Source organism: Candidatus Poriferisodalis sp., assembly GCF_965203655.1.
GTDB lineage: Bacteria > Actinomycetota > Acidimicrobiia > Acidimicrobiales > Poriferisodalaceae > Poriferisodalis.
In genome coordinates this window covers 1-22,982 of sequence record NZ_CBDBDD010000006.1, presented here as the reverse complement: position 1 = coordinate 22,982, position 22,982 = coordinate 1, and the positions used below count along the sequence as shown (strand labels likewise).

Here is a 22,982-nt window from a genome sequence, read left to right as displayed (position 1 = left end):
CGGCATGGTCGGGTTCGGTGGAAAGCTGACGGAGAGTCCTTAGGCGAGGGCGCCGGCGATGACGAGTTCGGCGATTTTGTCGCCGTCGTAGCCGAGGATGCCTTCGAGCACTTCCATGTTGTGCTCGCCGAACATCGGGCCGCCCCACAGCGGCCGGCCGGGCGTGCGTGACAGATCGAAGTTGCTGTCCTCGACCCAGGTGTGGCCGTGCTTGGCGTGCGGCACCGACACGAAGTGCTCGCGGGCCACGATCTGAGGGTCGGCCATCAGATCTGCCGCGTCGTTCACACGGTGGGCGGGCACGCCTGCCGCTTGGAGCGCCGCCTCGACGTCGGCTGCTTCTTGAGGCTCTGTCCACGCGGTGACTGCGGCGTCGATGGTCTCGGCGTGCGCTCGACGGCTTCCTGCATCGAGGCCTGCAAGGCTCCCGTCTGCGCTGGCGTTCAGCATGTCCAGCGTCTGATCCAGATAGGCATTGCCGGCCGCAGCCTCAGTGAGCATCACCGCCAGTGCGCCCCACTGAGCGTCGGTCTCGCAGGCGATCGCAACCCAGCGGTCGTCACCGGCCGCCGGATACACGCCGTGGGGGTACATGTGGCGGTCGGCGTTGCCGGCCCGGCCCGCCGTGCGGCCGTTGATCTCTTCGTCGGCGAACTCGGTCGCCAGGAAGTGCAGCGCCCCCTCCATCTGGGCGAAGTCGATGTGCTGGCCCTGCCCGGTGCGGTCGCGCTCGGCCAGCGCGGATAGGATCAGCATCACGCCCAGCTTCGGCGAGATGTAATCGGTGTAGGCGGTGAACGGCCCCGCCGGGATGCGGTCTGGCCATCCGGTCACCGGGTAGAAGCCGGCGATGGCTGCAGCCATCGTGCCGAAGCCGGCGTACATGCGCATCGGCCCGGTCTGGCCCATCAGGCAGCTCGAGAACATCACCAGCTCGGGATTCACCTCGCGCAGCACGTCGTAGGTGAGGCCCCAGTTCTCCATGGCCTTCGGCGAGAACGACTCGGTGAGCACGTCGCACCACGCGACGAGGTCGAGGATGACGTCGCGGGCCTCCGGCAGGGACAGGTCGAGCGTCAGGTCCATCTTCCCGGCGTTGATCGAGTGGAACTGCAGGGCGTTCTCCTGCCCGCCCTCCTCGCCGATGAACGGGTGGACGCCGCGCAGCACGTCGGGCTTCAGCTCGCTCTCCACCTTGACCACGGTGGCGCCGTAGTCGGCCAGCGTGCGCGTGGCGCCGGGGCCTGCCAGCGCCCACATGAAGTCGAGGATCTTGACGTCGTCGAGCGGGCGCTCCAGCGAGCGACCAGTGGGGGCGATCTCGGTGCGAGGGCGCGCCGTGATGGCAGTGCCCGGCGAGCCATCGCCGTTCAGGTACGCCTCAGTGTGCTGGCCGAGTCTCGGAGCGACGGGCAGCACCGCCAATGGCCCTCCGGTGGTCTTGGCCAGCGAACCGCACAGCCGCACGGGCGCCGAACCCCCGGCCCGGGGCACCTCGACGTGCTCCCAATAGTCACGCACTTCGAGATGGTCGAGCGCCAGCACGTCGGCGGTCGTCGTGATGGGCGCGATCAGCAAGTTGTCAGCCAGCGCCCGTTCCAGCAGTTCGGCCTTGGTCTTGGTGGCCACGAACGCGGTGAGGGCCTTGATGGCCTGATCGAAGGTGTCCATCGACTCGCGGCCCTCCACGATGGCCATGCCGAAGTCCACCCAGTCCTTGTCGCGCAGCTCGGGCTCGCAGAACCCCTCCTCGCAGATCCAGGTGAGGATCCTGCTCGTGAACGGGGCGATCATCGGACCGAACAGGAACGTGACGGTCACGTAGCCGTCGGCGCATTCGTACACCCACGGGATCAGGAAGCCGCCCAGGTTCACCGCTCCCGGCAGCCGCACCGGCACTTCGCCGCCGGTGAGCACCGCCATCATCTGGAATTGGGTGCAGTCCACGAACGACTGCTGGGCCGAGGTGTCGACGTGCTGGCCCAGGCCGGAGGTCTGCCGCTCGTGCAGCGCCATGAGGATTGCGCCGGCGGTGTCCACCGCAGCGTTGTGCCAGGTCTGCGGCGGCCCGATGCGCACCGGCGCCCGGTCGCGGTCACCGGTCAGCGACATCGTGCCGCTCGAAGCGGCGATGGTGAGGTCGGTCGCGGCCCAGCCGGTCTTGGGGCCCGTCTCACCGAACGGCGTGATGGCTGCCGTCACCAGCTGCGGGCTGGCTGCGCGCAGCGCATCGAGGTCGACGTCGAAGGCGCCGCATGAGATCACCGCATCACAGCCGGCAGCAAGCTCGGCAATCTGCGCCGGGTTGTCGACCACTACCGAGTGCTTGCCCCGGTTGTAGACGAGGAACTCGATGGAGCGCTCCGGATCGACAACGTCATCGACGTACGGTCCACGGTGTCGGGTGCGGTGCCCGCCGGGCGGCTCGCAGAGCACCACCTGGGCGCCGAGCTGGGCCAGCAGCATTCCGGCGAGGTGGCCCCGGTCGTCGGTCAGATCCAGTATCCGGTAGCCGTTCAGCACCTCGGTATGCCCCCAGTTGTCGCCGATGAGCCGGAGTGCCCGGCTGAATCCCGCAAACTCTGCCAGAACCGCTCACCGCACGCGTGCAATGCGTGCGGTGTCCGGTCCGCGGAACTGCCGCTCGGCAAAGAGCCTGAGCGTTACTTTGCTTGCATGACCACGCTTGAGGCACAGGGAAGCTCGAAGGGTTCGTCGAGACCGTCAGGCCCGCGTCGGCGCCGCAGTCGACGTTTCGGCATCGCTCTGATGGCCGTCGTATTTCTTGCCGCAGCGTGCGGCAGCGATACGTCCACCGACGAGCCGGTGCCCGATGAACCGGCATCCGGATCTGCGACCACTGTCGCACCCGATACCGGGGATGACCCCAGCGGCGGCACGCTCGTGCTGGCCGTCGAGCAGTGGCCCGAGTGCGTCAACCCCGTCACCTCGTGTGCCAATGCCACCTGGACGATCTGGTCGGTGCTGATCCACTACCTGCCGCGGCTCATGGAGCTCGACCAGAGCAACACGTACGTGGCGTCGTCGTTGCTGGCCGAAGAGCCGACCGTGGCGAACGGCGGCCTCGTCACCGCAGACGATGGCACGTTCACGCTCACCTACCGCCTGAATCCTGACGCGACGTGGAGCGACGGCACGCCCATCACCAGCACAGATGTCTGGTTCAGCTGGCGCGCCGGGCTCGACACCACCGGCACGCTCAGCACCATCGGTCTGGATCTGATCACCGACATCGACCATTCCGACCCACATACGGCCGTCATCACCTTCAGCGAGCCGTATGCACCGTGGCCGACGCTGTTCGGCGGCTTGCTGCCGGCGCACGAGCTGGGTCCCGACACCGATATCGCCGACAAGTGGAATGACGAGATCACGGTCTCGGGCGGTCCGTGGATCCAGGAGGAATGGAATCAGGAGCAGCACATCCTGGTTCCGAACCGCAGCTACTGGGATGCCGAGCGCATCCCACTGGTGGATCGGGTGGTGATGGTGCCCCGCGAGGACACCGACTCGGAACTGCTGGCCCTGCAGACCGGCGAAGCCATGGCCGCCTTCCCCCAGCCGTTTCCCGGTGCCCGCGAGCGGATCACCGGTGATCTGACCTACAAGGTCGCTGAGGGCACCTACATGGAAGGCCTCTGGATCAACCAGGACGCGCCCGACCGCCGCTTCGACATGACGCGCAACGTGCGCCAAGCCGTCGCCTATGCGCTGGATCGCGAACGCATCGCCGAAATTGCGCTTGGCACGATCACCGCCGACCCGCCGGTCCTGCAGTGCACTGGCTGGAATCCCGGGTTCGGCCCCTGGTGCCAGGACGACTTCGCCCGCTACACGCAGGATGCGGCCAAGGTCGCCGAGCTGCTCGAGGCCGAGGGCTGGACACGACCCGACCCCGACGGCTTGTGGATGAACGCCGAAGGCGAAGAGCTTGTGCTGGCATGGAACACCGTCGCCGGCAACAACCGGCGCGAGGACGTGCAAGCGCTGGTCGTCGACATGACCGCTCCGCTGGGCATCGGCTGGGAGATCATCAACTACGACCCGGGCGAGCTATTCCAGAATCGACTGCCGGCGCTGAACTTCGGCCCGGTGGCGCTCTTCGCGAACAGCACCAACCCGGATCCCTCCGTAGCCAATCTCTACGACATCGACGGCATCCCCACCGAGGAGAACGAGTACACGGGCCAGAACTTCACGGCCTACCGCAGCCAGCAGGCCAGCGACTTGGCGTTCGCGATTGATGCCGAAGTGGACCCAGCAGCCCGCTTGGAGCTGGTTCACGAGTTAAGCCAGATCCTGGCGGCCGATGTGCCGTGGATCCCGCTGTACATGCTGCCCAACATGATCATCTGGGACCCCAATGCGGTGTCGGGACCGGGCGCCTATGTGTCGAGTCCCTACGGCGGATTCTTCGACATGTTCGACTGGACCGTGCACGTCGAATGAACGCATAGTCCGCGAACGGGCTGGCAGGCTCAACATCGTGGCGCGCTACGTGCTGAGACGGCTCGCGACGACGGTCCCGATCCTGCTGGCCATCTCGTTCGCCGTGTTCTGGGCGGCGAATCAGGTCTCGGATCCCACGGTCGCGCTCACGGTGAATCCCCGCATCGCGCCAGAGGACATCACCAGGTACCGCGAACACCTCGGGCTCGGTGATCCGATCCTGAGCCGATACCTGCAGTGGCTCGGGGACTTCGTGCAAGCCGATCTTGGCATCTCGCTGGTGCGCAACGGTGCGGATGTATGGCCCATCGTGCGCACGGCGCTGGTGAACACGCTGGTGCTGGTGAGCTTGGCGGTCGCGCTCTCGCTGGTCGCGGGAATCGCAATCGGTGCGATCTCGGCCATCCGTCGCGGCTCATTCATCGACTACTTGGCCACCACGATCTCGTTCCTGGGGATTTCCATCCCGGTGTTCTGGCTGGGCCTCATGCTGCAGCTGTTCTTCGGCTTGTACCTCGCAAACTGGCTGGGGATCGGTCCACCGCTGCTTCCGACGGCGGGGCTGTACTCGCCCGGCCAGCAGGGCTTCGACCTCGCCGACCGAGTGCGACACCTGGTGCTGCCCACGATGGCGCTGTCGCTGCAGCTCATTGCCGTCTACAGCCGCTATATGCGGGCCAGCCTGCTTGATGTCATGAACTCGGATCACGTGCGCGCTGCTCGTGGACGAGGCTTGCCGGAGCGCACCGTGGTGGTTCGTCACGGCGTGCGCAATGCGCTGCTCCCCGTGACTGCGCAGGCCGCCACCGATGCTGGTCAGCTGGTCGGCGGGCTGGTGGTGACCGAGCTCGTGTTCCAGTACCCGGGCATGGGCCGGTTGTTCGTCGACGCCCTCTACGGCGGCGACTATCCCGTGCTGCTGGCCTCCGTGATGATCGTTGCAACAGCGGTTTTCTTGGTGAACCTCGCAGGCGATCTCTCCTACGGCGTCCTCGACCCCAGGATCCGGCGTGGCGCTCGCTGAGCACGAGCTCGCAGAGCGCCCGTTGATGGCAGCCTGGCGGCGCTTCGCCAGCCGTCGCGTGTCGGTCGTAGCGCTCGTCGCGCTCGTGATCATTGCCGCGGCAGTCGCCGGTGCCGACCTGATCGCCCCCTACCGGTCAGGACAGCAGCATCTCGATCATGTGCTGGCGCCTCCCGGGGCGGAATTCCTGCTCGGGACCGACACCTTGGGTCGGGACACGCTGAGCCAGACGCTGTATGCCGGCCGGATCTCGCTCGTCATCGGCATATCGGTGGCGCTCATCGCCTCGCTGCTCGGCACAACCGTCGGCGTGGTCGCCGGCTATCTGGGCGGACGCATCGATGCCGTGTTGATGCGTTTCACCGACACGCTGCTCGCGCTGCCGCTGCTCATGATGATCATCCTGCTGGCGCGCATCTTGGGCGACAGCGCCGCTGATGTGGTGTTCGTGCTGTCGCTGCTGGGGTGGATGGCGCTGGCCCGCATCATCCGGGCGAAGACGCTGGCGCTGCGCGAGCAGGAATTCGTTGTGGCGGCCAGCTCGATGGGCGCAAGCACCACGCGGATCATGGTTCGCCACCTGCTGCCAAATCTGGTCGGTGAGATCTCTGTCGCGGTATCGCTCGCAGTCGCGGGTGCAATTCTGGCCGAGTCAGTGCTGAGCTTCCTGGGATTGGGGGTCAGCTCTGCCCACACGCCGACATGGGGAAACATGATCGGAGGCAACGAGGGCTTCATGACCGTTGAGCCGTGGCTGGTGTGGGCGCCCGGATTGGCCATCGTCATCACCGTGTTGGCCGTGAATTACGTCGGCGACGGCCTGCGCGATGCGTTTGACGTGCGAGGTGAAGGCCGCAGCTGACGGTCGCCCCGACTGTCGTCGCGGGGTGCAAGAACCGGGTCGCGCCGGTAGACAGCGGGCCGCAATTCCACCACTTCAGGGCTTTTGTGTGCTGATGTGGTACCCCGAATCGTTTCAGAGAGGAACTGGACTGTGGCGAACAAGGCAGAGACCATCAAGGCAGTAGCCGCCGAAGCCGGTGTGACTGCGAGCGACGCAGAGCGGACGTTGTCGGCATTCTTCGATCTCGTTGCAGCCGAAGTGAAGGCCGGCGGCAAGGTGACCTGGCCGGGATTCGGCTCCTTCTCCATGTCTGAGCGTGGTGCCCGCATGGGCCGCAACCCGCAGACCGGCGAGTCCATCGAGATCGGCCCGAGCCGATCGCTGAAGCTGGCAACCGCTGCTGCCATGAAAAAGCAGTTGATGAGCTGAGCTGACGCTCAGCTCAGCGGCGCCGGCTGTGGCGCCACATCATCCCTGCGGCGCATCGTCGCCATGCAGATGCATGCAGTGAGGGCCAGTGCAGCGATGACCGTATAGGTCGCGCTGAAGCTGCCCGTCCGGTCGGCGAGCCAGCCGCTCGCGGCAGGTCCGATGACCGACGCGGGTCCATAGAACATCGTCATCGAGCCGAGCACCGCGGCGAACGTGCGGTCGGACACGTGATCGCTCACGAACGTCGCGGTGAGCGATGGGAACGAGAATGACGCTGCGCCGAAAATCACCACGGCGACGATGATCGCCGCGCCGGGCGCACGCGTCGCCAGGACCACGGCAGCGCCGGAGCTCAAGGCCATGACCGTGGCCATGGTCAAGGGTCGCCCGATCCGATCGCTGAGCCGTCCAAAGGCCAGCGCTCCCACAATCGAACCCGCGCCCATCCACGAGAACATGAGCGTCGCGGCGGTGCGGCTGAATTCGTGATCGCCCTCCAGCGCTCGCCCCAAGAAGTTCGCGAACGAGGACGTCATGTAGGCGAATGCCATGTACGCCGCGACCGCGCGCTTCCACCCGTGAATCCGGAACAGTGCCCCGAAGCCGCCGGCACCGGCGACTCGCTCGGTGCGTCGAGCTCGGACGAAGACCGACAGGGCCGCAAGCAGCACCACCGACAGCGCAGCCTGGGCCACCCAGACGGGCCGCCAGAGCGCATCGTCGGCCGCAATGCTGCGCAGGGCAGCGGTCGCGATGGGCACGCCGATGAGCGCGGCGCCCATGGTGGCGGTGAGCGTGCCGAGCGCAGCACCGCGGCGGCTCGCCGGCACACCCTCGCTGGCGATCACTGGTGCCGTGAGCCAGATGCCGCCGCCGCCGAGACCGGCCAGTGCAGTCCCGATCACCACGGCTGCCGGGTCCGACGCCGTGCCGATCACCGCAAGGCCCGCGGTGGAAGTGATGATGCCGGCGCGCAGCAGGGTGAACGGTTCGATTCGGCCGGCAGTGAATGTGACGATGATCACTCCGGTGAAGTAGGCGCCCATGTTGGCCGAGCCGAGCGCGCCGATCAGAGTGTCGCTGAGGTCGAGATCGTCGGCCATGGCGGGCACCAGCACGCCGACTGTGGCCCGGCCGAAGACGTGCGACACCACCCCCGAAAGAGCCACCAGCACCACCCGTCCCCAGCGGACGCGTTCGCGCGGCGTGCTCCCGACCTCGCCGGGAGCGGCGCCATCGGGCGGCGCAGCGATCGACTGCCGCTTGGCCGTCGCAGTGCCTCGCGGAGCTGCCGTGGCATCGCTGTGCGCAGCTGGGCTAGATGCGGCCTGGCCCGACGTGACCTCGAAGACGTCGGGCAGGCGGCCCATCAGCGTGGCTGCGGGGGTTCAGTGCCCCGGCGTGAACCTGATCGGCAGTGTCGACGGCCCCCAGATGCCGTTGGACACCGGCTTCCATTCCACGTCGCCGTCGAGGCGCAGGTCCGGCATTCGCTTCGCGACGGCTTTGAGGGCCTCCTGCAGCTCGGCTCGTGCCAGGAACGCGCCGAGACAGTAGTGGATGCCGCTGCCGAAGGTCATGTGCGGCGCGCTCGACCGGCGTGTGATGTCGAAACGCATCGGCTGATCGAACTGCGTCTCGTCATGGTTGGCGGCGGTGAAGCTGGGAAAGATCAGCGTGCTGGCCGGGAACTCGATGTCGCGGTAGGTGACGTTCTCGCTGGCGTAGCGGGCGGTGCCCCGGATGGCGCCGAAGTGCCGCATGACCTCTTCGGCAGCCTGGGGTGCGAGTGACGGCTCGTCGCGCAGCAGCCGGAGCTGGTCCCCGCAGCGAGCGAACAGCTCCACAGCGCAGGCGAGCTGGTTACGCGTGGTGTCGGTGCCGGCGAGCAGCACGGCGTTGGCAAGCGACTGCATCTCCTCGGTGCTCAGCCGGTCGCCTTCCTCTTCCGCAGCGATCAGGTCCGAGAGCAGGTCGTCGCGAGGCTCGGCCCGCCGCTCGGCGATGAGCTTGGACATGTAGGCGCCCATCTCGTCCTGCGCGGACATGATCGTGTGCAGGTCGCGTGCCAGATTGCCGTTGAACACCCGGAAGATGTCGGTGGCGAGACGGCTGAACAGCTCCCAGTCGTCGCGGGGTGCGCCCAGCAGCTCGCAGATGATCGGAATGGGGTACGGCTCGCAGACCTCGGTGACGAAATCGCCGTGCCCGCGAGCACACAGCGGGTCGAGCAGATCATTGATGACCTCGGCCATGAACGGGCGCAGCCGTTCGGCGGCCTTGGGAGTGAACGCCGGCCCGACCAGCCGGCGCAGCCGCTGGTGCTCGTCGCCCTCCATGCCCAGGATGTTCTGCCCGCTGCGACGGTTCCATTCGGCGTCGTCGACGCCCTGCATCTGCGCGATGAGGCCGATGGCGCTGAACCAGCGCTTGTCGCGCAGCATGGCGGTCACGTCCGCATGACGGGTGATGACGTACCCCAGCGGGGTGCGGGCGATCCAGTTGCGCTCAGCGAGCCCGATCAGCGCCTCTCGCCGCTCGTCCTCGCCTTCATCGCCTCCGAGGCCGACCTCAGGCATGTCGACATCAGCAACAAGAGTGGCCATGGCCGAACCCTAACCAGAGCGGCTGCTGCGCCGAACAGAAGCCCCATGACATCGAGTTCAGGCCGATGACGGCTGTTGACGCCGAGGTTGCGTGGGCGGGCACGAGGCCGAACAGCGAACGGACGACGCGTTGGCGAGCAGGAGAGCTTCGCAGGGCTAGGCGGCGCGGGCCGCTTCCAGCCACTCACCGATAAACCCCTCCCCGGGCCGCGTTCCCGTAGGGGACCTCGCAGCCAGCAAACGGAACGCGTGACGGCCCGCGTAGCGGCTCTGGCGGCCGGTGCTGCCGTAGCAGCCCAACGACCTCGGCCTCGAATCGGGGCTCAGCGTGATCCACAGCTCCCGGCGCGGGGCCTCTGTCGTCTCGCCGCTCGACAGATGCTCCGCCGAAGATCAGTCCCTGCCCGGATAGAACGAGCTGATCAGCGGCGGCCCTTCTGCCACCTCCGGATGCGCTTCGAGGAAAGCCTCTCTCTTCGCTGCGTCCTCAGGGTGGGGATAGCGGCACTTTCCCTCGCCGTCGATCGCCCAGCTGTCGGGACAGTTCAACAGCCTCGGCCCGCCGTAAAAGAAGTTGCCCACATACGACCGGCTCTCCTTCGTATCGGGATGATTGATCCTGAACTCCAGATTCTCGAACTTGTCACAGAAACGGCCATCGCGATCGATGATGACATCGCCCGGAATCGGCGAGAACCCGCAGGGCTGCCCCACCAGCGGGTACGGCGTTGTCTCGTCGACTGGTTCTCGTTCGGGGACAGGCGCTGCTTTCTGTTCCTCGGTCAGCTCCACCCGGTACTGGTCAGCGCACGACTCCCGATCAGCGGCCAGCCATTCAAGACAGTACCGGATGTACGACTCCTCCAACGGGTGGATAACGCTCTCATCATGCTCGATCGGGATCTCTACAATGTCATAGTTGCCGAGATAATCATGCGCCGCTTCGAGATAGTGCTTTCTGACACGGTAGAGCAGTTCGTCCCGCACCTCGGAGTCGAGAGTGGGATAACTCGCAGCCCGCTGAGCACACTCAAGCCGCAAGTCGTAGAAGCTCTCAGACGACAGTCCGAACTCGGATTCATAGTAGGCCCGTTCTTCCTCCGACGCTCCCATGGGATTGATATTGGGATAACCCCGGTCTGCCGCGCATTCCCTCATCGCATCTACGAATGCCGCCTCAAGCAAGCCTCCCGCTCCCAGGTCCGAAGGCAGAGAACTGTATGCACTATGGACAGCGTCCTCGATTTCGCGCTCAAAGGCGAGCCGCTCACGCTCATGACCCGACGCAACCGATGAAATATACTCGTCGCGACTAGCGTCCGCCTTGCCGGCATCCTCGGCAGTACGGAATCTGACATAAAACGGCGTGTCGAAGATCACGCGATCAACCAAACCAAACAGCCCGAGTTCTTCGTCGCTGTAGCGCCGATCAGGATCCACGGGCACCTCAGATGCGATCTGTGTCCACACAGCCTCCGCGTCCGGCAGCGCTGCGACGCGATCGCCGCCGTCACGCATCCACATCCAAGCCGCCAGCACAACCGCGAGCATCGCAACAACGGCCACGGCGATCACAACCCACCGGACACGCCCGTCCGCGGCGCGGCCGGCGGTGCGATCACGCAGCCCGCCGCCGTCCGAGTCGCCTGCCGAGGTCACGATCTGTCCGCCCTCTCACATGCCGTCATCTCACGCAACGCCCTTCTTCCCCGAAGACCGATTGATGCACTCGCCGTTCCCAGAACCATGCCTCCGCCGAGCTTGGCGGGCGGTGCATCCAGCCGAGGCTCGCGAGGACAGAACGGCATCTCAGCCGCACGCCGCGTCCGTCGCGAAGTTCTCCCACAGCACCCCCAGCGCGGTCTGAGCGAAACTCAGCACGGTGCTCAGCCGCACCGCGCCCCGCAGCACCGTCCCGGCAGGGAACCTGTTCTGGGCCCAGCCGCCCACTCGCTTCGCGGCCGCGTCGACGCCTCGATCGACGCCGAACTCGACGACCTCACCGCAAATGAGCTTCACGATCGCGTCATCGAGACCCTTGTCCCCGGTCGGGCGCGTGTAGTCCCCGGTGCCGACGAGAATCGTCTCCTCGTTCTCGATCGCGTGCTGGATCGCCTTGAGATCCTTGCGCAACTCAGTCGAGATGCTGCGACGCGTGTCCGCCGTGTACTCGGCAATCCACATGTCCAAGTTGAACCCGCTCGTCAACGTCACCACCGCAAGATTGTGGCGATCCATGCACATCTTGAGCCGATCCCCAGGGTCAGGAAACTCAATCGGCGAGACATCCGTACAGAACACGGGCCGGCCGCCGAGATCAACGTCGTACGGGGTCCAGGGGAGTTCCTCGACGTTGACGATGCCTCTGTTGTTCTTGTAATTGCAGCCGCTCAGGTTGCGCGACAGGTGCTCGTGGCCGGGGATCCAAGGGTTGGAATACGCGTTCTTGCACGCGGGCGGGGTGTGGGCTTGGCAGTTGGTGTGGCCGCGGCCGGGGTCGTGGTGATGCACCCGACGCGCCCGGTGCCCGTCGCTGTGGGCGCAGCTGCGGTCCACGACCACCGCGGTGACAGTGGTGGGCTGGGTGCGGGTGCGGGGCCCGTTGGCGTATTTGACGGTGACGGTGTAGTCGCCGGCGCGGGTCGCGACCGCGACCAGCGACGCGTCGCCGCTGTCGCCGTACGCCCTCGCGGTGATTCCGCCGGGGACCGCCGACGCGACCGACAGCCTCGCAGCGGCCGGGCTGTAGGACCACGAGCCCGTGATCGGCTTGCCGACCTCGCCGATCAGCTTCTCGGGCTGGCCGGTGATCGTGATGCGGTAGTCGACGGCAATGGTCAGCCGGTAGGCGCCTCGGCCGTCGGGACCCGAGGTGGTGGCCTCGATCGTGTAGGGGCCGGGCTGGAGGAACCTGCGAGCGATGCGGCTGTCGGTGCCTGTGCCGGAGTTGTCGTCGCTGGCGAGCGCGGTGCCTGAGCCGTCGCTGCTGTGACCGTTGAGCAGCAGCACGTAGGGGTCGAGGCTGCTCGTGGTGGTCTTGGCGAGGTCGACGGTGACCCACCCGGGCGCGCCGAGTGTGAAGGTGTGGCGGCGTGCGTAGTGGGTGCCGGGGCTGCGCTTCGCGGAGATGCAGGCAGCGTCGGCGGTGATGGTGCCGCTGCGGACCGTCCGCGCGGCGGCGAGGGTGCCGAGGTGGTCGTTGCAGGGCAGCTGGGTGGAGAACAGTGCGCTGGCGGTGCCGGGGCTGTGTCCGGGGGCGGTGCAGGTGACGGTGACGACCGCGGCGGCGCCGGGCCGCAGGAGCACGACCACGGTGCGTGTCGCGGACAGGCTGCTGACCCACGGTGTGCCCGCCCCGCGGCCCGCCGCGGTGCCGACGCAGCGCGCGGAGGCGGGACTGACGGTGAACCTGTCCAGCGCGTAGCTGGCGCCGTCGGCGGGAGCGGCGTCGTCCAGGCCGGTGACCGACACCGCCCGCAGGCGCCCCGCCAGGGTCGCCCGGGCGGCAGCGCGCGAGCGGCCCGGCGCGTCGCAGGCGACGGTGACGGTGTGGCTGAACGGCACTGCCAGAGCCAGTGACACGACGCGCTTGTCCGCAGCCGGGCCCGCGGTCACCTTCGGCTTCGCCCCCGCAGCCGCAGCGGTGGCGGTGCAGGCCGCGGCGGCGGGCTCGACGGTGAACTCGTCAGACGCGCTCACCGTCGTTCCTGCTGCGCCGTGGCCGGTGCCGTCGGCGAGATCGGTGATGACGACCGGGGGCTCGTCGAAGGTCGTGGTGAGGGTGAGGGTGAATGTGCCGGTGGCGCGCTCGGTGCCGGTGGTGACCTCGATCGTGTAGGCGCCCGCTGTGAGCGACAGGCCGCGGATGCGGCTGTCGCGGCCGTCAGGGCCCGAGTCGTCATCGGAGCCGGCCACCGTGCCGTCGCTGCTGGTGACGTACACGTGGGGGTCCCCCGCCGAGGCCGCGTCGATGTCGAGCGTCGCCGCGGCGGTCACCGAGAGCGTGTAGCTGTACGCCCAGTACGGCACCTGGTCGGTGTGCTTTTGGGACGACTCGCAGCCCGCAGCCCACACCCCGCTGCGCGTCACCGTCCCCGAGCCCAGCACGCCCAGCGCCTCCGAGCAGTCGTCGCCGTCGCCACCGTCGGTGTCATCGTCGGTGTCATCGTCGGTGTCATCGTCGGTGCCGGTGCCGGTGCCGGTGCCGGTGCCGTCGGTGTCGGTGTCGTCGGTGTCGTCGTCTGGGTCGGGGTGGCAGTGCGGCGGCGTGGTGGCCCGGTCGATCGACTGGCCAGCGGCGCATGTCCATCGCGGGTCACCGGTGAGGGTGCGCTCGCAGGTGCTGGGGTCGCCCGAGACTGCCGTCCAGCCCGCAGCGCAGCTGTAGGCGACCGCGCCGAGGCGGGCGCCGGCGGGCCGCTCGCACCTCGACGACGAGTTCATCGCATAGCCCGCGACGGTGCATGCCGCGGACGGCACCGCAGACTGCGTGTCACGCACGGTGCGCGTGGTGGTGACGGTGCGGGTCACCGGCCGGCAGCACACCTGACGGGTGCGGGTCTCGTCGTGGTACTCGGTGCGGGTCACCGGCTTGCAGCACACCATCTCGGTGCGATAGTTGTACGCAGGCCGGTTCTCGTAGTGGTACGCCGGCTCGACGTGCAGCGTCTCGCGCACTCCGGTGCGCTGCTCGTTGCGGTAGCTGTGCTTGGTGCACACCGACTGGCCCAGCACCACGCCCCATTTCGCGCAGTAGCGCACCCGCGCGGTGTAGGTGTAGGTCTCCATGCCCATGTAGGTCCTGGTGAGCGGCGGCACCCGCACCCGCACTGTCAACGGCGGCACCCGCTTGCGCACCGCATAGCGCACATGCTCAGTCACCACGGTCGCGACACGCACGGTGTAGGTCTGGCTGTAGTGGACCATGTCGGTGACCGTACGGCGCGTGGACACCTTGCGGGTCACGACGCGCTGACAATAGGGCGGGTCGCCCGCCAGCGCCCATCCCTGCGCCGTGTCGCACCCATAGACCGGCAGCATCGAGTGCGCAGAGCTGGTCACGCACCCGCTGCCCGACACCTCCACCGCATGGCCGCCGATCCTCGCCGGGCACGCAGCGGCCGCAGGCCCCGTCTCGCGCTTGTGGCAGTCGCCGCTGCCCGAGTCGTACACATAACCCCGCGCGCACTGCGCAGTCGCCGACGTCGCCCCCTCGGCGGTTCCGCCCCCATCCGCTGCGGAGGGCACCGGCATCAGCACCCCCACCGCAACCAGCACCGCGGCCGCTGCCAGCCCCAACCGGCCCCTCACCGCGGACCCAAGAACGCGCACGACGGCAACGCCGCCCACCTCGGCGGATCCGACGCATTCCCCGGGCGGCCCGCGAAAATGCCCGGCTTCCAGCGCGTCGTGCCGCCGGCATCTGCGAACACCAGCGGCACCCGCCCGCAACGCGACCCCAGTCGCCTGTTCAGCCGATCGGCCTCATCGGCATCGCCCGGCGCCGACGCCTGCGCCTCGCGATGAATCTCCGACGCCCACAGATTCGCCGCCGCCAAACGCGCGCTGTGGCCCGCCACCGACTCGCCCGCAGCGCCCACCACCGACCGCACCGTCACCACGCCCGCAGCAGCAACCGACGCCACAGCAGCCGCCACCAGCAACCAGCCCAGGCTCACCACACCCGACTCGTCCCAACAGCCCCCACACCGGGCGCATCCCCGCCCCGACACCGCGCCGCGCCGCCGGCGCAGCAGCACGGCTGCTACGCGACTACCCCCCCCCCCCCCCGGACAGGTTAGATGCGCATTCGGCCGTCACGAGCGGCGCAACGTAGCCAACCGCGCCGAATGTGTCAACCGGCGAGCGCGACGCTCGAGACGGTCACCGTCATCCGGCTAGCGTCGCGGCGATGCCGTTAGGCGCACGCTCCGTGTCGAGTGTCGCAGGCGCTCGCCAAGGGCAGGGGCTGCGGTGAGCACATGGCTGCTGCGCCGAACAGAAGCCCCGTGACATCGGGTCGAGGCCGACGCTGGTCGTCGATGCCGAGACTGCGGGGTGGGCACGAGGCCGTGCACGGTGCCATTTGGCAGCCGTACCATTCGCGCGATGAGCGCTACAGCAGACAACGGGAACGGCACGGTTTCGGCAGAGCGGCACGGCGATGTGCTGCTTGTCCGGGTGGATGACGGCAAGGCCAATGCCTTCTCGGTGCCGATGCTTGCGGCGCTCGATGCCCAGATCGGCATTGCGGAGGCAGACGATGAGATCGGGGCGGTGGTCATCGCTGGCAATGATCGGGCGTTCTTCGCGGGCTTCGATCTCAACGTGATCCGCGGCGGCGACCGTGCTGCGATCGGCGAGCTCGTTTCGGCGGGCGGCGCGATGGTGCGGAGGGCCTATGGCGCATCGGTGCCGGTGGTGGCGGCCTGCACCGGCCACGCGGTCGCCGCCGGCGCCCTGCTGCTGCTCGGCTGCGACCACCGCGTCGGACCCGACGCGCCGGTCAAGATCGGCTTGAACGAAGTGGCGATCGCGCTGACGCTGCCCGACTGGGCCATGACCATCTCCAAGGAACGGCTGTCGCGGCGTCACCTGCAGCGCTGCGTGGCCAACGCACGCCTGCTGGACGGATCAGGCGCGACTGAGGCGGGGTTCTTGGACGAAGCCGTCAGCCCCGAGTCGGTGGTGGACAGGGCGCTCGTGGTAGCAGCAGAGCTAGCCGAGACTCTGGATTCCCGTGCCTATGCCGGCACAGTGACGGCGCTACGCGGCGATGTGCTGGCTGAAATGGACGCCTCAATCGAACGAGACCGCGCCGCAGCGACCTGAAACAGGAATGACAGCCAGCAACATGGGGACTCAGTGATGAAGGCAATCGTCTTCGACGAGCACGGCGATATCGACGTGCTGGCGTACCGCGACATCGACACGCCCGAGCTGCAGCCCGGCGAGGTCCGGATAGCGGTGCGGGCCTGCTCGCTCAACTACCACGACGTGTTCACCCGCCGGGGCATGCCAGGCATCAAGGTGCCGCTGCCCGGCATTCCTGGTTGCGACGCCGCCGGGCAGGTGGCCGAGTTCGGGTCCGACGTCGAGGGATGGTCGGTGGGCGACCGGGTGCTCGTGGACCCCGTGCGGTGGGACCGCGGCACCGGCAAGTTCTCCATGATCGGCGACACGCTGTGGGGCGCGTACGCCGAGTACGTCGTGGTCGCAGCGAGCCAGCTGATCCCGCTGCACGAAGACGTTTCCTATGAAGATGCTTCGTGCCTGCCGGTGGCCTACGGCACCGCACACCGGATGATGATCACCCGCGGCGAGGTCGGCCCCGACGACTCGGTGCTGATCCTGGGCGCCAGCGGGGGAGTGGGCACCAGCGCGCTGCTGATCTCGAAGATGCGCGGCGCCAAGGTGATCGCCGCCGCAGGAAGCGACGAGAAGTGCCAGCGCCTCGCCGATCTCGGTGCCGATGAGACCATCAATTACTCCGAAGTCGACATCGCCCGGTACTGCCGCGAGCAGACCGGCGGCCTTTTCGGCGGGGGCGGCTACGACGTGGTCGTCAACTTCACCGGCGGCGACACCTGGGCCCGTTCGCTGCGCTGTGTGCGCCAGGGAGGGCGCGTGCTCACCTGCGGCGCTACCGCCGGCTACGACCCGCCGACCGACCTGCGGTTCATCTGGACCGCCGAGATGGACATCCGAGGCTCCAACGGGTGGCAGCGCAGCGATCTCGACGAGCTGCTGCGGATGGTGCAGACACGCGAGCTGGTGCCGGTCATCGATTCGCTGGTGCCGCTGCCCGAGGGCGTGCAAGCGCACCGGGCCATGGAGGAGCGTCGCTTCTTCGGCAAGATCGTCATCACCGCCGACGCGCCGGTCTGAGCATCGCTGCCGTGCCCGACGACGGGAGTCCTCCGGCCGACGGTGGTGACAGGGACGACATCGCCGTCATCGACTTCCGGTTCCGGCCGATCGGGGCGCGCAGCTGGACGCCCGAGACCACCTATCACTACCTCGAGCGGATGGGTCTCGAGCCGTGCCCCAGCTTCGAGGCCCAGTCGCGCGACCTGATGTTCGCCGAGATGGACGAGGCCGGCATTGCACTGGGCGTCATCGGCGTGCCCGGGCCGACGGGCATCCGCGGGCTGGATCCCACCGGCTCCGCCGAGATCCGCCAGATCGTCTCGGAGCATCCGGATCGATTCGTGGGGTTCGGCTCGGTCGAGCCCAGCGATGTCGAGGCCGCAGTGTCCGCCGTCGGCGAGCTGGCCCGCCAGGGCATGCGCGGCGTCACGGTCGATCCGTCCACCGCCCAGATCAGCCGCCGGTTCGACGATCGCGATCTCTACCCGATCTACGAGGAGGCGCAGCGCCTCGGGCTGATCGTGTCCACCACCATGAGCTGCCTGCTCGGGCCGTACCAAGACGACTGCCGCCCGGAATACGCCGACCACGTCGCCACCGACTTCGGGGGCCTCACCATCTCGATCCAGCACGGCGGTTGGCCGTACGTCCGCGAGACGCTGGGCGTGGCCTACAAGCAGCCCAACGTGGTGATCGTGCCCGGCCAGTACGTCCACTACGGGTTCCCCGGCTCGGAGGACTACGTGACCGCGCTGGCCCGCCAGCTTCCCGACCAGATCCTGTTCGGCAGCGTCTATCCCAACTGCGGCCCGCTCACCGACCTGCGCCGCATCGTGGCCGGCTGGGAACTGCCGCCGCACATCGAGCGCAAGTACCTGCGCGACAACGCCGCCCGAGTCTTGGGCCTCTGAGCATTCGGTGAGTCCGCCGTGAGCACCGCCGCCGCGGCTCGGCAGCTACATGGAGTAGGCGAAGTCGCGCAGGGCTGCGGTGGCTGCGATGTCGGGAACTCCGTGTGACTGTGCGGTTATGGCTCGACCTTGATGTGTTGCGGGCAGAGTTCGTCAACCCGGATGCCGGCCTCCTGAAGAGCTGTTTGGTGTTCGGCGTAGTCGTTGTCGAGCGCGTTGGCAAGGACTGTCGGACCGGACTGCGAAGCGACAGCGGCCGCTGCGACGAACATGCGATCGTCTGGATCGAAGCCTCGGAGGCCTTCGCTCGCAGGAAATTCAGTGAAGGTCCGCGTCGCGTGGGGTGTCAACTGCACATCGAGTCTCGGAGCCGTTCGCGATGCCCACACGAAGAACCGCTTGGCTGGCGAGTTGGGACTTCCAGCACCAACCAGTCGCTGGTACTCGCGCATGATGTTCTGCTGTGCATCCAAGACGAGGGCAGCGTTGTCCTGAGTCGCCTGCAACCGTTGTGCGCAAGTCAGCTGGCACGAGCTGTCTGCATGCGTGTCGATAGTGCCGTTTGCGGCAACGAGCACGTTGGTGTCGATGACTTGAAGATCCATGCTCAATGGTGGTGCGGGCGATTAGTCGATCATTCTGCGCGATACGTCCGCGCTTCGACCATCGCCACAGCTTCACCTGAAGCGTCTCCAAAGAACTCTGGCGGCCAATTGCCGATTTCGCCGAAGTCATTCACTTCCAACGGAATAGCAGTCGATTCTCGGCCATCATGACTACAGAAATAGAGCGCCATGTCGTCCTTGCTGGCACTGCCTTCGGCGATACGTCGTTGCAGCCGGGTCAACAGGTGCTCACTGTGACTCTCGACGAGAATCTGAAGCTTCCGCACCTTGGCCGCTTCTAGTAGAATGTCAGCGAGCCGAGACTGTGACGCAGGGTGTAGATGCATTTCCGGTTGCTCAAGGAGCACTACTGCGCCTTCGGGTGCGTAAGCCAAGAGAACGAGTACAGGCAGTACCTGTGAAACACCGAATCCGACATCAGTCAGCGATATCGGGCGTGCGGCGCGGGTCGCTCGGATCAGTGCTTCATAGCGATCATTGTCGCCTAACTTGCGAATCTCGAAGACTTCTGCCAACCCTAATTCACGTAGCCACTGTGCAACGTGTTCGTCGACAGCAATCGGTTCAGCCGGGCTTGTATCGTCTGGTACCTGCCGCGCGTTGATACGTCCGCGATCGCGTGCTGCCAGCAGAGCCTGTATTGCAAGCGAGCCATCACTGCCCACATCGAATGGCGCAGATTGCTGCCACAAGTATGTGCGTGCTGCTCTCTGTCTGAGGGGCCCCAAATAGAACAATCGTTGAAGGAACTGAAGCTCGAATGAGTGCTCCAGTGACCTGAGTATTGAGGACGCGTTGGTAGCCGTGCGTGCCTCGCTTGAGAACCCGTAGCACTTTATGGGCGGCGGTAACTCCGAATAGCTGTGCTCCATATACTCGTCGGGCGGACTCGACTCATCGGCGATCATGCGCAATTGGTACCTGTGGCTCTCTGGCAACGTAGGTCCGCTAGTTTCTGCGTACTCGATGACGCCGGGCCCTGATTGATATCGCAAACTTTTGGCGTGACCACCCAAGGCTGGCATAAGGAACTGAAACTGCACGTCGTCCTGAAGCAGGATGCTGCTATACGCTTCGTTGAAGTCGCTGGTGGTTGGAGGACTGTGAGAGGTGAGTAGTGCTAGCGCGGCGTCAAGTGGTGGAACATCCCAAGTGAACATCATTCCCAGATTACTGAGAAGGTTGCCATGACATACTTGTGACAGGTTACCAAAGTCGATTATTGAGTGATGACCGCTGAGGTTAAGCGCGCTACTGATGTCGTTTGACTGTGCAGTTTGTTTCATCAAGACGAACGAATGTAGCAGGCTGGACTTGCCTGAGCTATTGGCGCCGAAGAAACCGGTGATGGGTGCGAGGCGAAGTTCACCGGTATTTGCCCAAGACTTGAAGTTCTGCAGTTTCATCGCTGTGAACATGGATGCCGCCTCAACCGATGCGCTTGGAATCTGTTGTTTGTTTATGCAAGCTGCCCAAATGTACCTGCCAAGCCTGCCGGCGATGAGCCCGGCATCATGCGCTTCAGACGCCAGGCGCTGGGGCTTGCTGGTGCATCCCTCGCCGGTTGCGGCAGCTTTCCGTGCCGAGGTGCTCAGTTGCGAGGGCGAGCGAGCTGCGCCCCGAACGCTGTGGGCGGCCCGCACCGAAAAAGGCGCTGGCGCGCGAGCATTGCCGTGGCAGGATGCGGGGCGTGAGCAGTTCGGCGGTGCTTGGTGGATCGCGGAGTCAGGTTGGGAGTCCGGTAGTCAAAGGGCCGTTCGATGACGGCCGCGAGCACATCGGGTTGATCTCGTGTGGCGCTCTCCAGCGACGACGGCCGCGAAAGGGTCCGCTGTGCCGACATCGAAGACGCGCTCGGCACGAAGGTGGTGTTCTGCGGCTCTCACTGTCTCTGCTGGCGGCGTCCGTCCGACGAGCGCACCAACGGGTGCTGCGCCGCTGGCTGCCCAAGTGCATGCGTTTCGACCTCAAACCCCCGGCAGTCCATCGATCAGCCGGGACGACCTCAACGGGAGGCTCCGCCGAGTCCGTCATGGGCAAGCGGCCGCCGACTTCTACGCTCAACTCACTCGCCAACAGCAGCAGAGCTAGCTTGGACTCGGAAGATCCCAGTTTTGGAGATACATCACATCAGCCGACACAACAGAAAGCACCACGATGAATGGGCAAGCCACGTCCGCCGAGGTTCCCGCCAGTAGGCCGCAAGCAGCCATCACTGCAACTGTCCACGCCCGGGTGATGGCTCTGGTGGCAGCGATTCGCGCTTGCGTCAAGAATATGGCTGCGACTGAACGCGACAAAGGAGACTACTCAGCTGCGTTACGTTCGTTACGAGAATACTTAGGGGACACCGACATGCTCGGAGATCTGCTCAAGGCGAGACGGAAAGCAGCAGCCGAAGAAGACGAATTATGAGCGTCGTGCTCGATGCATCAGCTGTCCTCGCGTACCTGCAAGACGAATCGGGCGCCGATCTTGTAGAACGCGCCATATTGGAAAACACTGCACTCTGCGGAGCGGCAAACTGGTCCGAAGTTTGTCAGCAGGTGCTTGACAAGGGACGCAGTCTCGAAGTCGTGGTAGAGTTTTTGTTAGATCGTCAATTGGTAACCGTGGTGCCCGTGAGTCGAGACGATGCAGAATGGGCAGCTCATCGCTATGTTCGCGGCGAGGGATTGTCACTGGCGGATCGGTTGTGCTTGGCTCTGGCGAGCCGACTTGATTCTGTCGTACTGACGGCGGATAGAGCGTGGGGAGAAGATGGTTACATTCGGCAAATCCGATGACGTGCCTATCGATCGGCATATTGCTGGGATGCAGAGCCAATGTCAACTACTGAATTCGTTCAATTTACGCAGAGGGCGCCACAATGAAGCATGAGAGAAATGAGCCAAGCGAGGCCATTTGGTTTAATGCGCAGGCCATCGCCGATGACAGGTCGATGAGTACCGAGCAGGCATCGGAATTCTGGAATAATCATCATGACGAGTATCTTGCATTCGGTCAGCGACGAGTACTATGTTCTCAGATCTCTTCCTATTGGCAAGAGTTATCTGATGCTTGGAGAGCTCTTGCTGATGCCGACCACGAGTGCTTGGCACCGGAAGTCTATTTGGCAGCGGATGAAGATGTAAGTCAAACGATTACTCTCGGTAACCCGACTCAGGGGCTCGGCTTGCGATCCGCGTTGCAAGTGATAGCCGCTGTTCACCGCGAAGATGCAGTTGAGCGCTCGATGGAAAAGTCGATCACCGCAATTGACTTAGTGCTGGGATTGGCTGACACCTGAGAGTATGTACCGCCTTCGGAATCACAGAAGGTTCGATCTACCCGCTGAGGGGTGCGGGGCCGTCGAATCCCAAGATTGCGCGGTGTGCAATCCCAAGAATGCACGCCGCGCGAGTCCTCGGCCTCTGAACGAGCGGCGTCACCGCGGCGCGGCAGCTACACCGAGTAGGCGAAATCCCGCAGGGCTGCGGCGGTTGCTGCGTACACCTCGGGCATCGCGCCCCGGAAGATCACGTCGCCCGCATGGCAGGTGCCGTTGACCGTGCGGGCCTGCACGCTGTTGCCCGCAGCAGCCAGCTTGCGGTAGTAGGCGAGGCCCTCGTCGCGCAGCGGATCGAGCTCGTTCACCGAGATGACGTGCGGGGGCAGCCCGGTCAGGTCGTCCACGCTGGCGTGGAGCGGCCACGCCAGCGGGTTGGTGCGGTCTGGCCCGCCCAAGTCGTACACCTTGGCGATGCCGCCCATGTTCTCGCAGTCCAGGAAGTACTGGTTGTTCTCATGCAGCGACGGCAGGCCGGCGGGCGGGTCCGCGTACATGCCCGAGATGTACGGGCACTGGGCGAACACTCCGTCGATCATCTCGAGATAGCCGTCGCGCTTGGCCTTGAGCGCGGTGGCCAGGGTCAGGTTCCCGCCGCCCGACTCACCCGAGACAGTGATGGTCGACACGCCCAAGGCATCCTTGTTGGCCGCGACCCACTGCAGGCCCGAAGCGCAGTCGTTGAGGCCGGCGGGGAACGGGTGGTTGCCCAGCTCGCCGCCGCCGTTGCGGAACTCGACGCCGATCGCGACCAGCCCGAGCGCCGCCAGCTCGTCCCGCCAGCGGACATAGGACTGTCCCGATGCTTTCAGCAGCACCATCCCGCCGCCGTGGATGTGATAGACGCACGGCTGCGGGCCCGCAGCATCCGA

Annotated in this window: 18 protein-coding genes; 9 read left to right on the top strand and 9 right to left on the bottom strand. The window is 66.0% G+C overall.

Annotated elements, in window-relative coordinates; translation table 11 throughout:
• Nucleotides 1-39: 39 nt before the first annotated feature.
• Nucleotides 40-2,523 carry a CaiB/BaiF CoA transferase family protein gene (locus ACOGW9_RS06075; protein ID WP_419909350.1) on the bottom strand — a complete coding sequence of 828 codons (2,484 nt, stop codon included), beginning with the start codon at nucleotides 2,521-2,523 and terminating at the stop codon, nucleotides 40-42.
• 246 nt (nucleotides 2,524-2,769) lie between these two features.
• On the opposite strand from ACOGW9_RS06075, the gene ACOGW9_RS06070 reads away from it, so the two are divergent.
• The 4 genes from ACOGW9_RS06070 (at nucleotide 2,770) to ACOGW9_RS06055 (ending at nucleotide 6,767) form a co-directional block, all read left to right on the top strand.
• Nucleotides 2,770-4,470: an ABC transporter substrate-binding protein gene (locus ACOGW9_RS06070; RefSeq protein WP_419909348.1), complete on the top strand. Its 1,701-nt coding sequence runs from the start codon at nucleotides 2,770-2,772 to the stop codon at nucleotides 4,468-4,470.
• 37 nt (nucleotides 4,471-4,507) lie between these two features.
• Nucleotides 4,508-5,494: an ABC transporter permease gene (locus tag ACOGW9_RS06065; protein WP_419909346.1), complete on the top strand. Its 987-nt coding sequence runs from the start codon at nucleotides 4,508-4,510 to the stop codon at nucleotides 5,492-5,494.
• Nucleotides 5,481-6,356, top strand: a complete 876-nt coding sequence (locus tag ACOGW9_RS06060) for an ABC transporter permease (RefSeq protein ID WP_419909344.1) — start codon at nucleotides 5,481-5,483, stop codon at nucleotides 6,354-6,356. Before ACOGW9_RS06065 ends, ACOGW9_RS06060 begins: the two co-directional genes overlap by 14 nt.
• 132 nt (nucleotides 6,357-6,488) lie before the next feature.
• Nucleotides 6,489-6,767 carry an HU family DNA-binding protein gene (locus tag ACOGW9_RS06055; RefSeq protein ID WP_419909342.1) on the top strand — a complete coding sequence of 93 codons (279 nt, stop codon included), beginning with the start codon at nucleotides 6,489-6,491 and terminating at the stop codon, nucleotides 6,765-6,767.
• A gap of 8 nt (nucleotides 6,768-6,775) precedes the next feature.
• On the opposite strand, the gene ACOGW9_RS06050 is transcribed toward ACOGW9_RS06055, so the two are convergent.
• The 5 genes from ACOGW9_RS06050 to ACOGW9_RS06030 form a co-directional block, all read right to left on the bottom strand.
• Nucleotides 6,776-8,140 (bottom strand): MFS transporter, encoded by a 1,365-nt coding sequence (locus ACOGW9_RS06050; RefSeq protein ID WP_419909340.1) that lies wholly within the window; start codon nucleotides 8,138-8,140, stop codon nucleotides 6,776-6,778.
• A gap of 18 nt (nucleotides 8,141-8,158) precedes the next feature.
• The gene (locus ACOGW9_RS06045) at nucleotides 8,159-9,376 is read right to left on the bottom strand and encodes a cytochrome P450 (RefSeq protein WP_419854516.1); all 1,218 of its coding nucleotides are present in this window, start codon (nucleotides 9,374-9,376) and stop codon (nucleotides 8,159-8,161) included.
• 393 nt (nucleotides 9,377-9,769) lie between these two features.
• Complete coding sequence (locus ACOGW9_RS06040) at nucleotides 9,770-11,035, bottom strand: hypothetical protein (protein ID WP_419854515.1); 1,266 nt, start codon at nucleotides 11,033-11,035, stop codon at nucleotides 9,770-9,772.
• 150 nt (nucleotides 11,036-11,185) lie between these two features.
• Entirely contained in the window at nucleotides 11,186-14,686 is a 3,501-nt protein-coding gene (locus ACOGW9_RS06035) for a PPC domain-containing protein (RefSeq protein WP_419854514.1), read from the bottom strand.
• A complete protein-coding gene (locus tag ACOGW9_RS06030) occupies nucleotides 14,683-15,054 on the bottom strand; it encodes a hypothetical protein (protein ID WP_419854513.1) in 372 nt (123 codons plus the stop codon). The genes ACOGW9_RS06035 and ACOGW9_RS06030 overlap by 4 nt, the downstream gene beginning before the upstream one ends.
• 430 nt (nucleotides 15,055-15,484) lie before the next feature.
• Here ACOGW9_RS06030 and ACOGW9_RS06025 point away from each other — a divergent pair, with 430 nt between their 5' ends.
• The 3 genes from ACOGW9_RS06025 to ACOGW9_RS06015 are packed head-to-tail and all read left to right on the top strand — an operon-like array spanning nucleotide 15,485 to nucleotide 18,156.
• Nucleotides 15,485-16,207 (top strand): crotonase/enoyl-CoA hydratase family protein, encoded by a 723-nt coding sequence (locus tag ACOGW9_RS06025; RefSeq protein WP_419854512.1) that lies wholly within the window; start codon nucleotides 15,485-15,487, stop codon nucleotides 16,205-16,207.
• A gap of 36 nt (nucleotides 16,208-16,243) precedes the next feature.
• Complete coding sequence (locus ACOGW9_RS06020; RefSeq protein WP_419854511.1) at nucleotides 16,244-17,263, top strand: zinc-binding dehydrogenase; 1,020 nt, start codon at nucleotides 16,244-16,246, stop codon at nucleotides 17,261-17,263.
• An 11-nt stretch (nucleotides 17,264-17,274) separates the two neighbouring features.
• A complete protein-coding gene (locus tag ACOGW9_RS06015; RefSeq protein ID WP_419854510.1) occupies nucleotides 17,275-18,156 on the top strand; it encodes an amidohydrolase family protein in 882 nt (293 codons plus the stop codon).
• A gap of 116 nt (nucleotides 18,157-18,272) precedes the next feature.
• On the opposite strand, the gene ACOGW9_RS06010 is transcribed toward ACOGW9_RS06015, so the two are convergent.
• Nucleotides 18,273-18,761, bottom strand: a complete 489-nt coding sequence (locus tag ACOGW9_RS06010; RefSeq protein ID WP_419854509.1) for a hypothetical protein — start codon at nucleotides 18,759-18,761, stop codon at nucleotides 18,273-18,275.
• Nucleotides 18,762-18,790: 29 nt separating this feature from the next.
• Complete coding sequence (locus tag ACOGW9_RS06005; RefSeq protein WP_419854508.1) at nucleotides 18,791-20,200, bottom strand: DUF3696 domain-containing protein; 1,410 nt, start codon at nucleotides 20,198-20,200, stop codon at nucleotides 18,791-18,793.
• Nucleotides 20,201-21,193: 993 nt separating this feature from the next.
• Here ACOGW9_RS06005 and ACOGW9_RS06000 point away from each other — a divergent pair.
• Both ACOGW9_RS06000 and ACOGW9_RS05995 read left to right on the top strand, forming a co-directional pair.
• Nucleotides 21,194-21,568: a type II toxin-antitoxin system VapC family toxin gene (locus tag ACOGW9_RS06000; RefSeq protein ID WP_419854507.1), complete on the top strand. Its 375-nt coding sequence runs from the start codon at nucleotides 21,194-21,196 to the stop codon at nucleotides 21,566-21,568.
• An 83-nt stretch (nucleotides 21,569-21,651) separates the two neighbouring features.
• Complete coding sequence (locus ACOGW9_RS05995; protein ID WP_419854506.1) at nucleotides 21,652-22,071, top strand: hypothetical protein; 420 nt, start codon at nucleotides 21,652-21,654, stop codon at nucleotides 22,069-22,071.
• A gap of 155 nt (nucleotides 22,072-22,226) precedes the next feature.
• Here ACOGW9_RS05995 and ACOGW9_RS05990 read toward each other — a convergent pair.
• On the bottom strand, nucleotides 22,227-22,982 hold a 756-nt coding region (locus ACOGW9_RS05990; RefSeq protein WP_419909336.1), incomplete at its 5' end, for an alpha/beta hydrolase fold domain-containing protein.

Excerpts from the sequence above, each read along its gene's own strand:
- ACOGW9_RS06070 (WP_419909348.1), top strand. The coding sequence starts at position 2,770 with ATGGCCGTCGTATTTCTTGCCGCAGCGTGCGGCAGCGATACGTCCACC.
- ACOGW9_RS06050 (WP_419909340.1), bottom strand. The coding sequence starts at position 8,140 with ATGGGCCGCCTGCCCGACGTCTTCGAGGTCACGTCGGGCCAGGCCGCA.
- ACOGW9_RS06045 (WP_419854516.1), bottom strand. The coding sequence starts at position 9,376 with ATGGCCACTCTTGTTGCTGATGTCGACATGCCTGAGGTCGGCCTCGGA.
- ACOGW9_RS06025 (WP_419854512.1), top strand. The coding sequence starts at position 15,485 with ATGAGCGCTACAGCAGACAACGGGAACGGCACGGTTTCGGCAGAGCGG.
- ACOGW9_RS06020 (WP_419854511.1), top strand. The coding sequence starts at position 16,244 with ATGAAGGCAATCGTCTTCGACGAGCACGGCGATATCGACGTGCTGGCG.
- ACOGW9_RS06010 (WP_419854509.1), bottom strand. The coding sequence starts at position 18,761 with ATGGATCTTCAAGTCATCGACACCAACGTGCTCGTTGCCGCAAACGGC.
- ACOGW9_RS06005 (WP_419854508.1), bottom strand. The coding sequence starts at position 20,200 with ATGTTCACAGCGATGAAACTGCAGAACTTCAAGTCTTGGGCAAATACC.
- ACOGW9_RS06000 (WP_419854507.1), top strand. The coding sequence starts at position 21,194 with ATGAGCGTCGTGCTCGATGCATCAGCTGTCCTCGCGTACCTGCAAGAC.
- ACOGW9_RS05995 (WP_419854506.1), top strand. The coding sequence starts at position 21,652 with ATGAAGCATGAGAGAAATGAGCCAAGCGAGGCCATTTGGTTTAATGCG.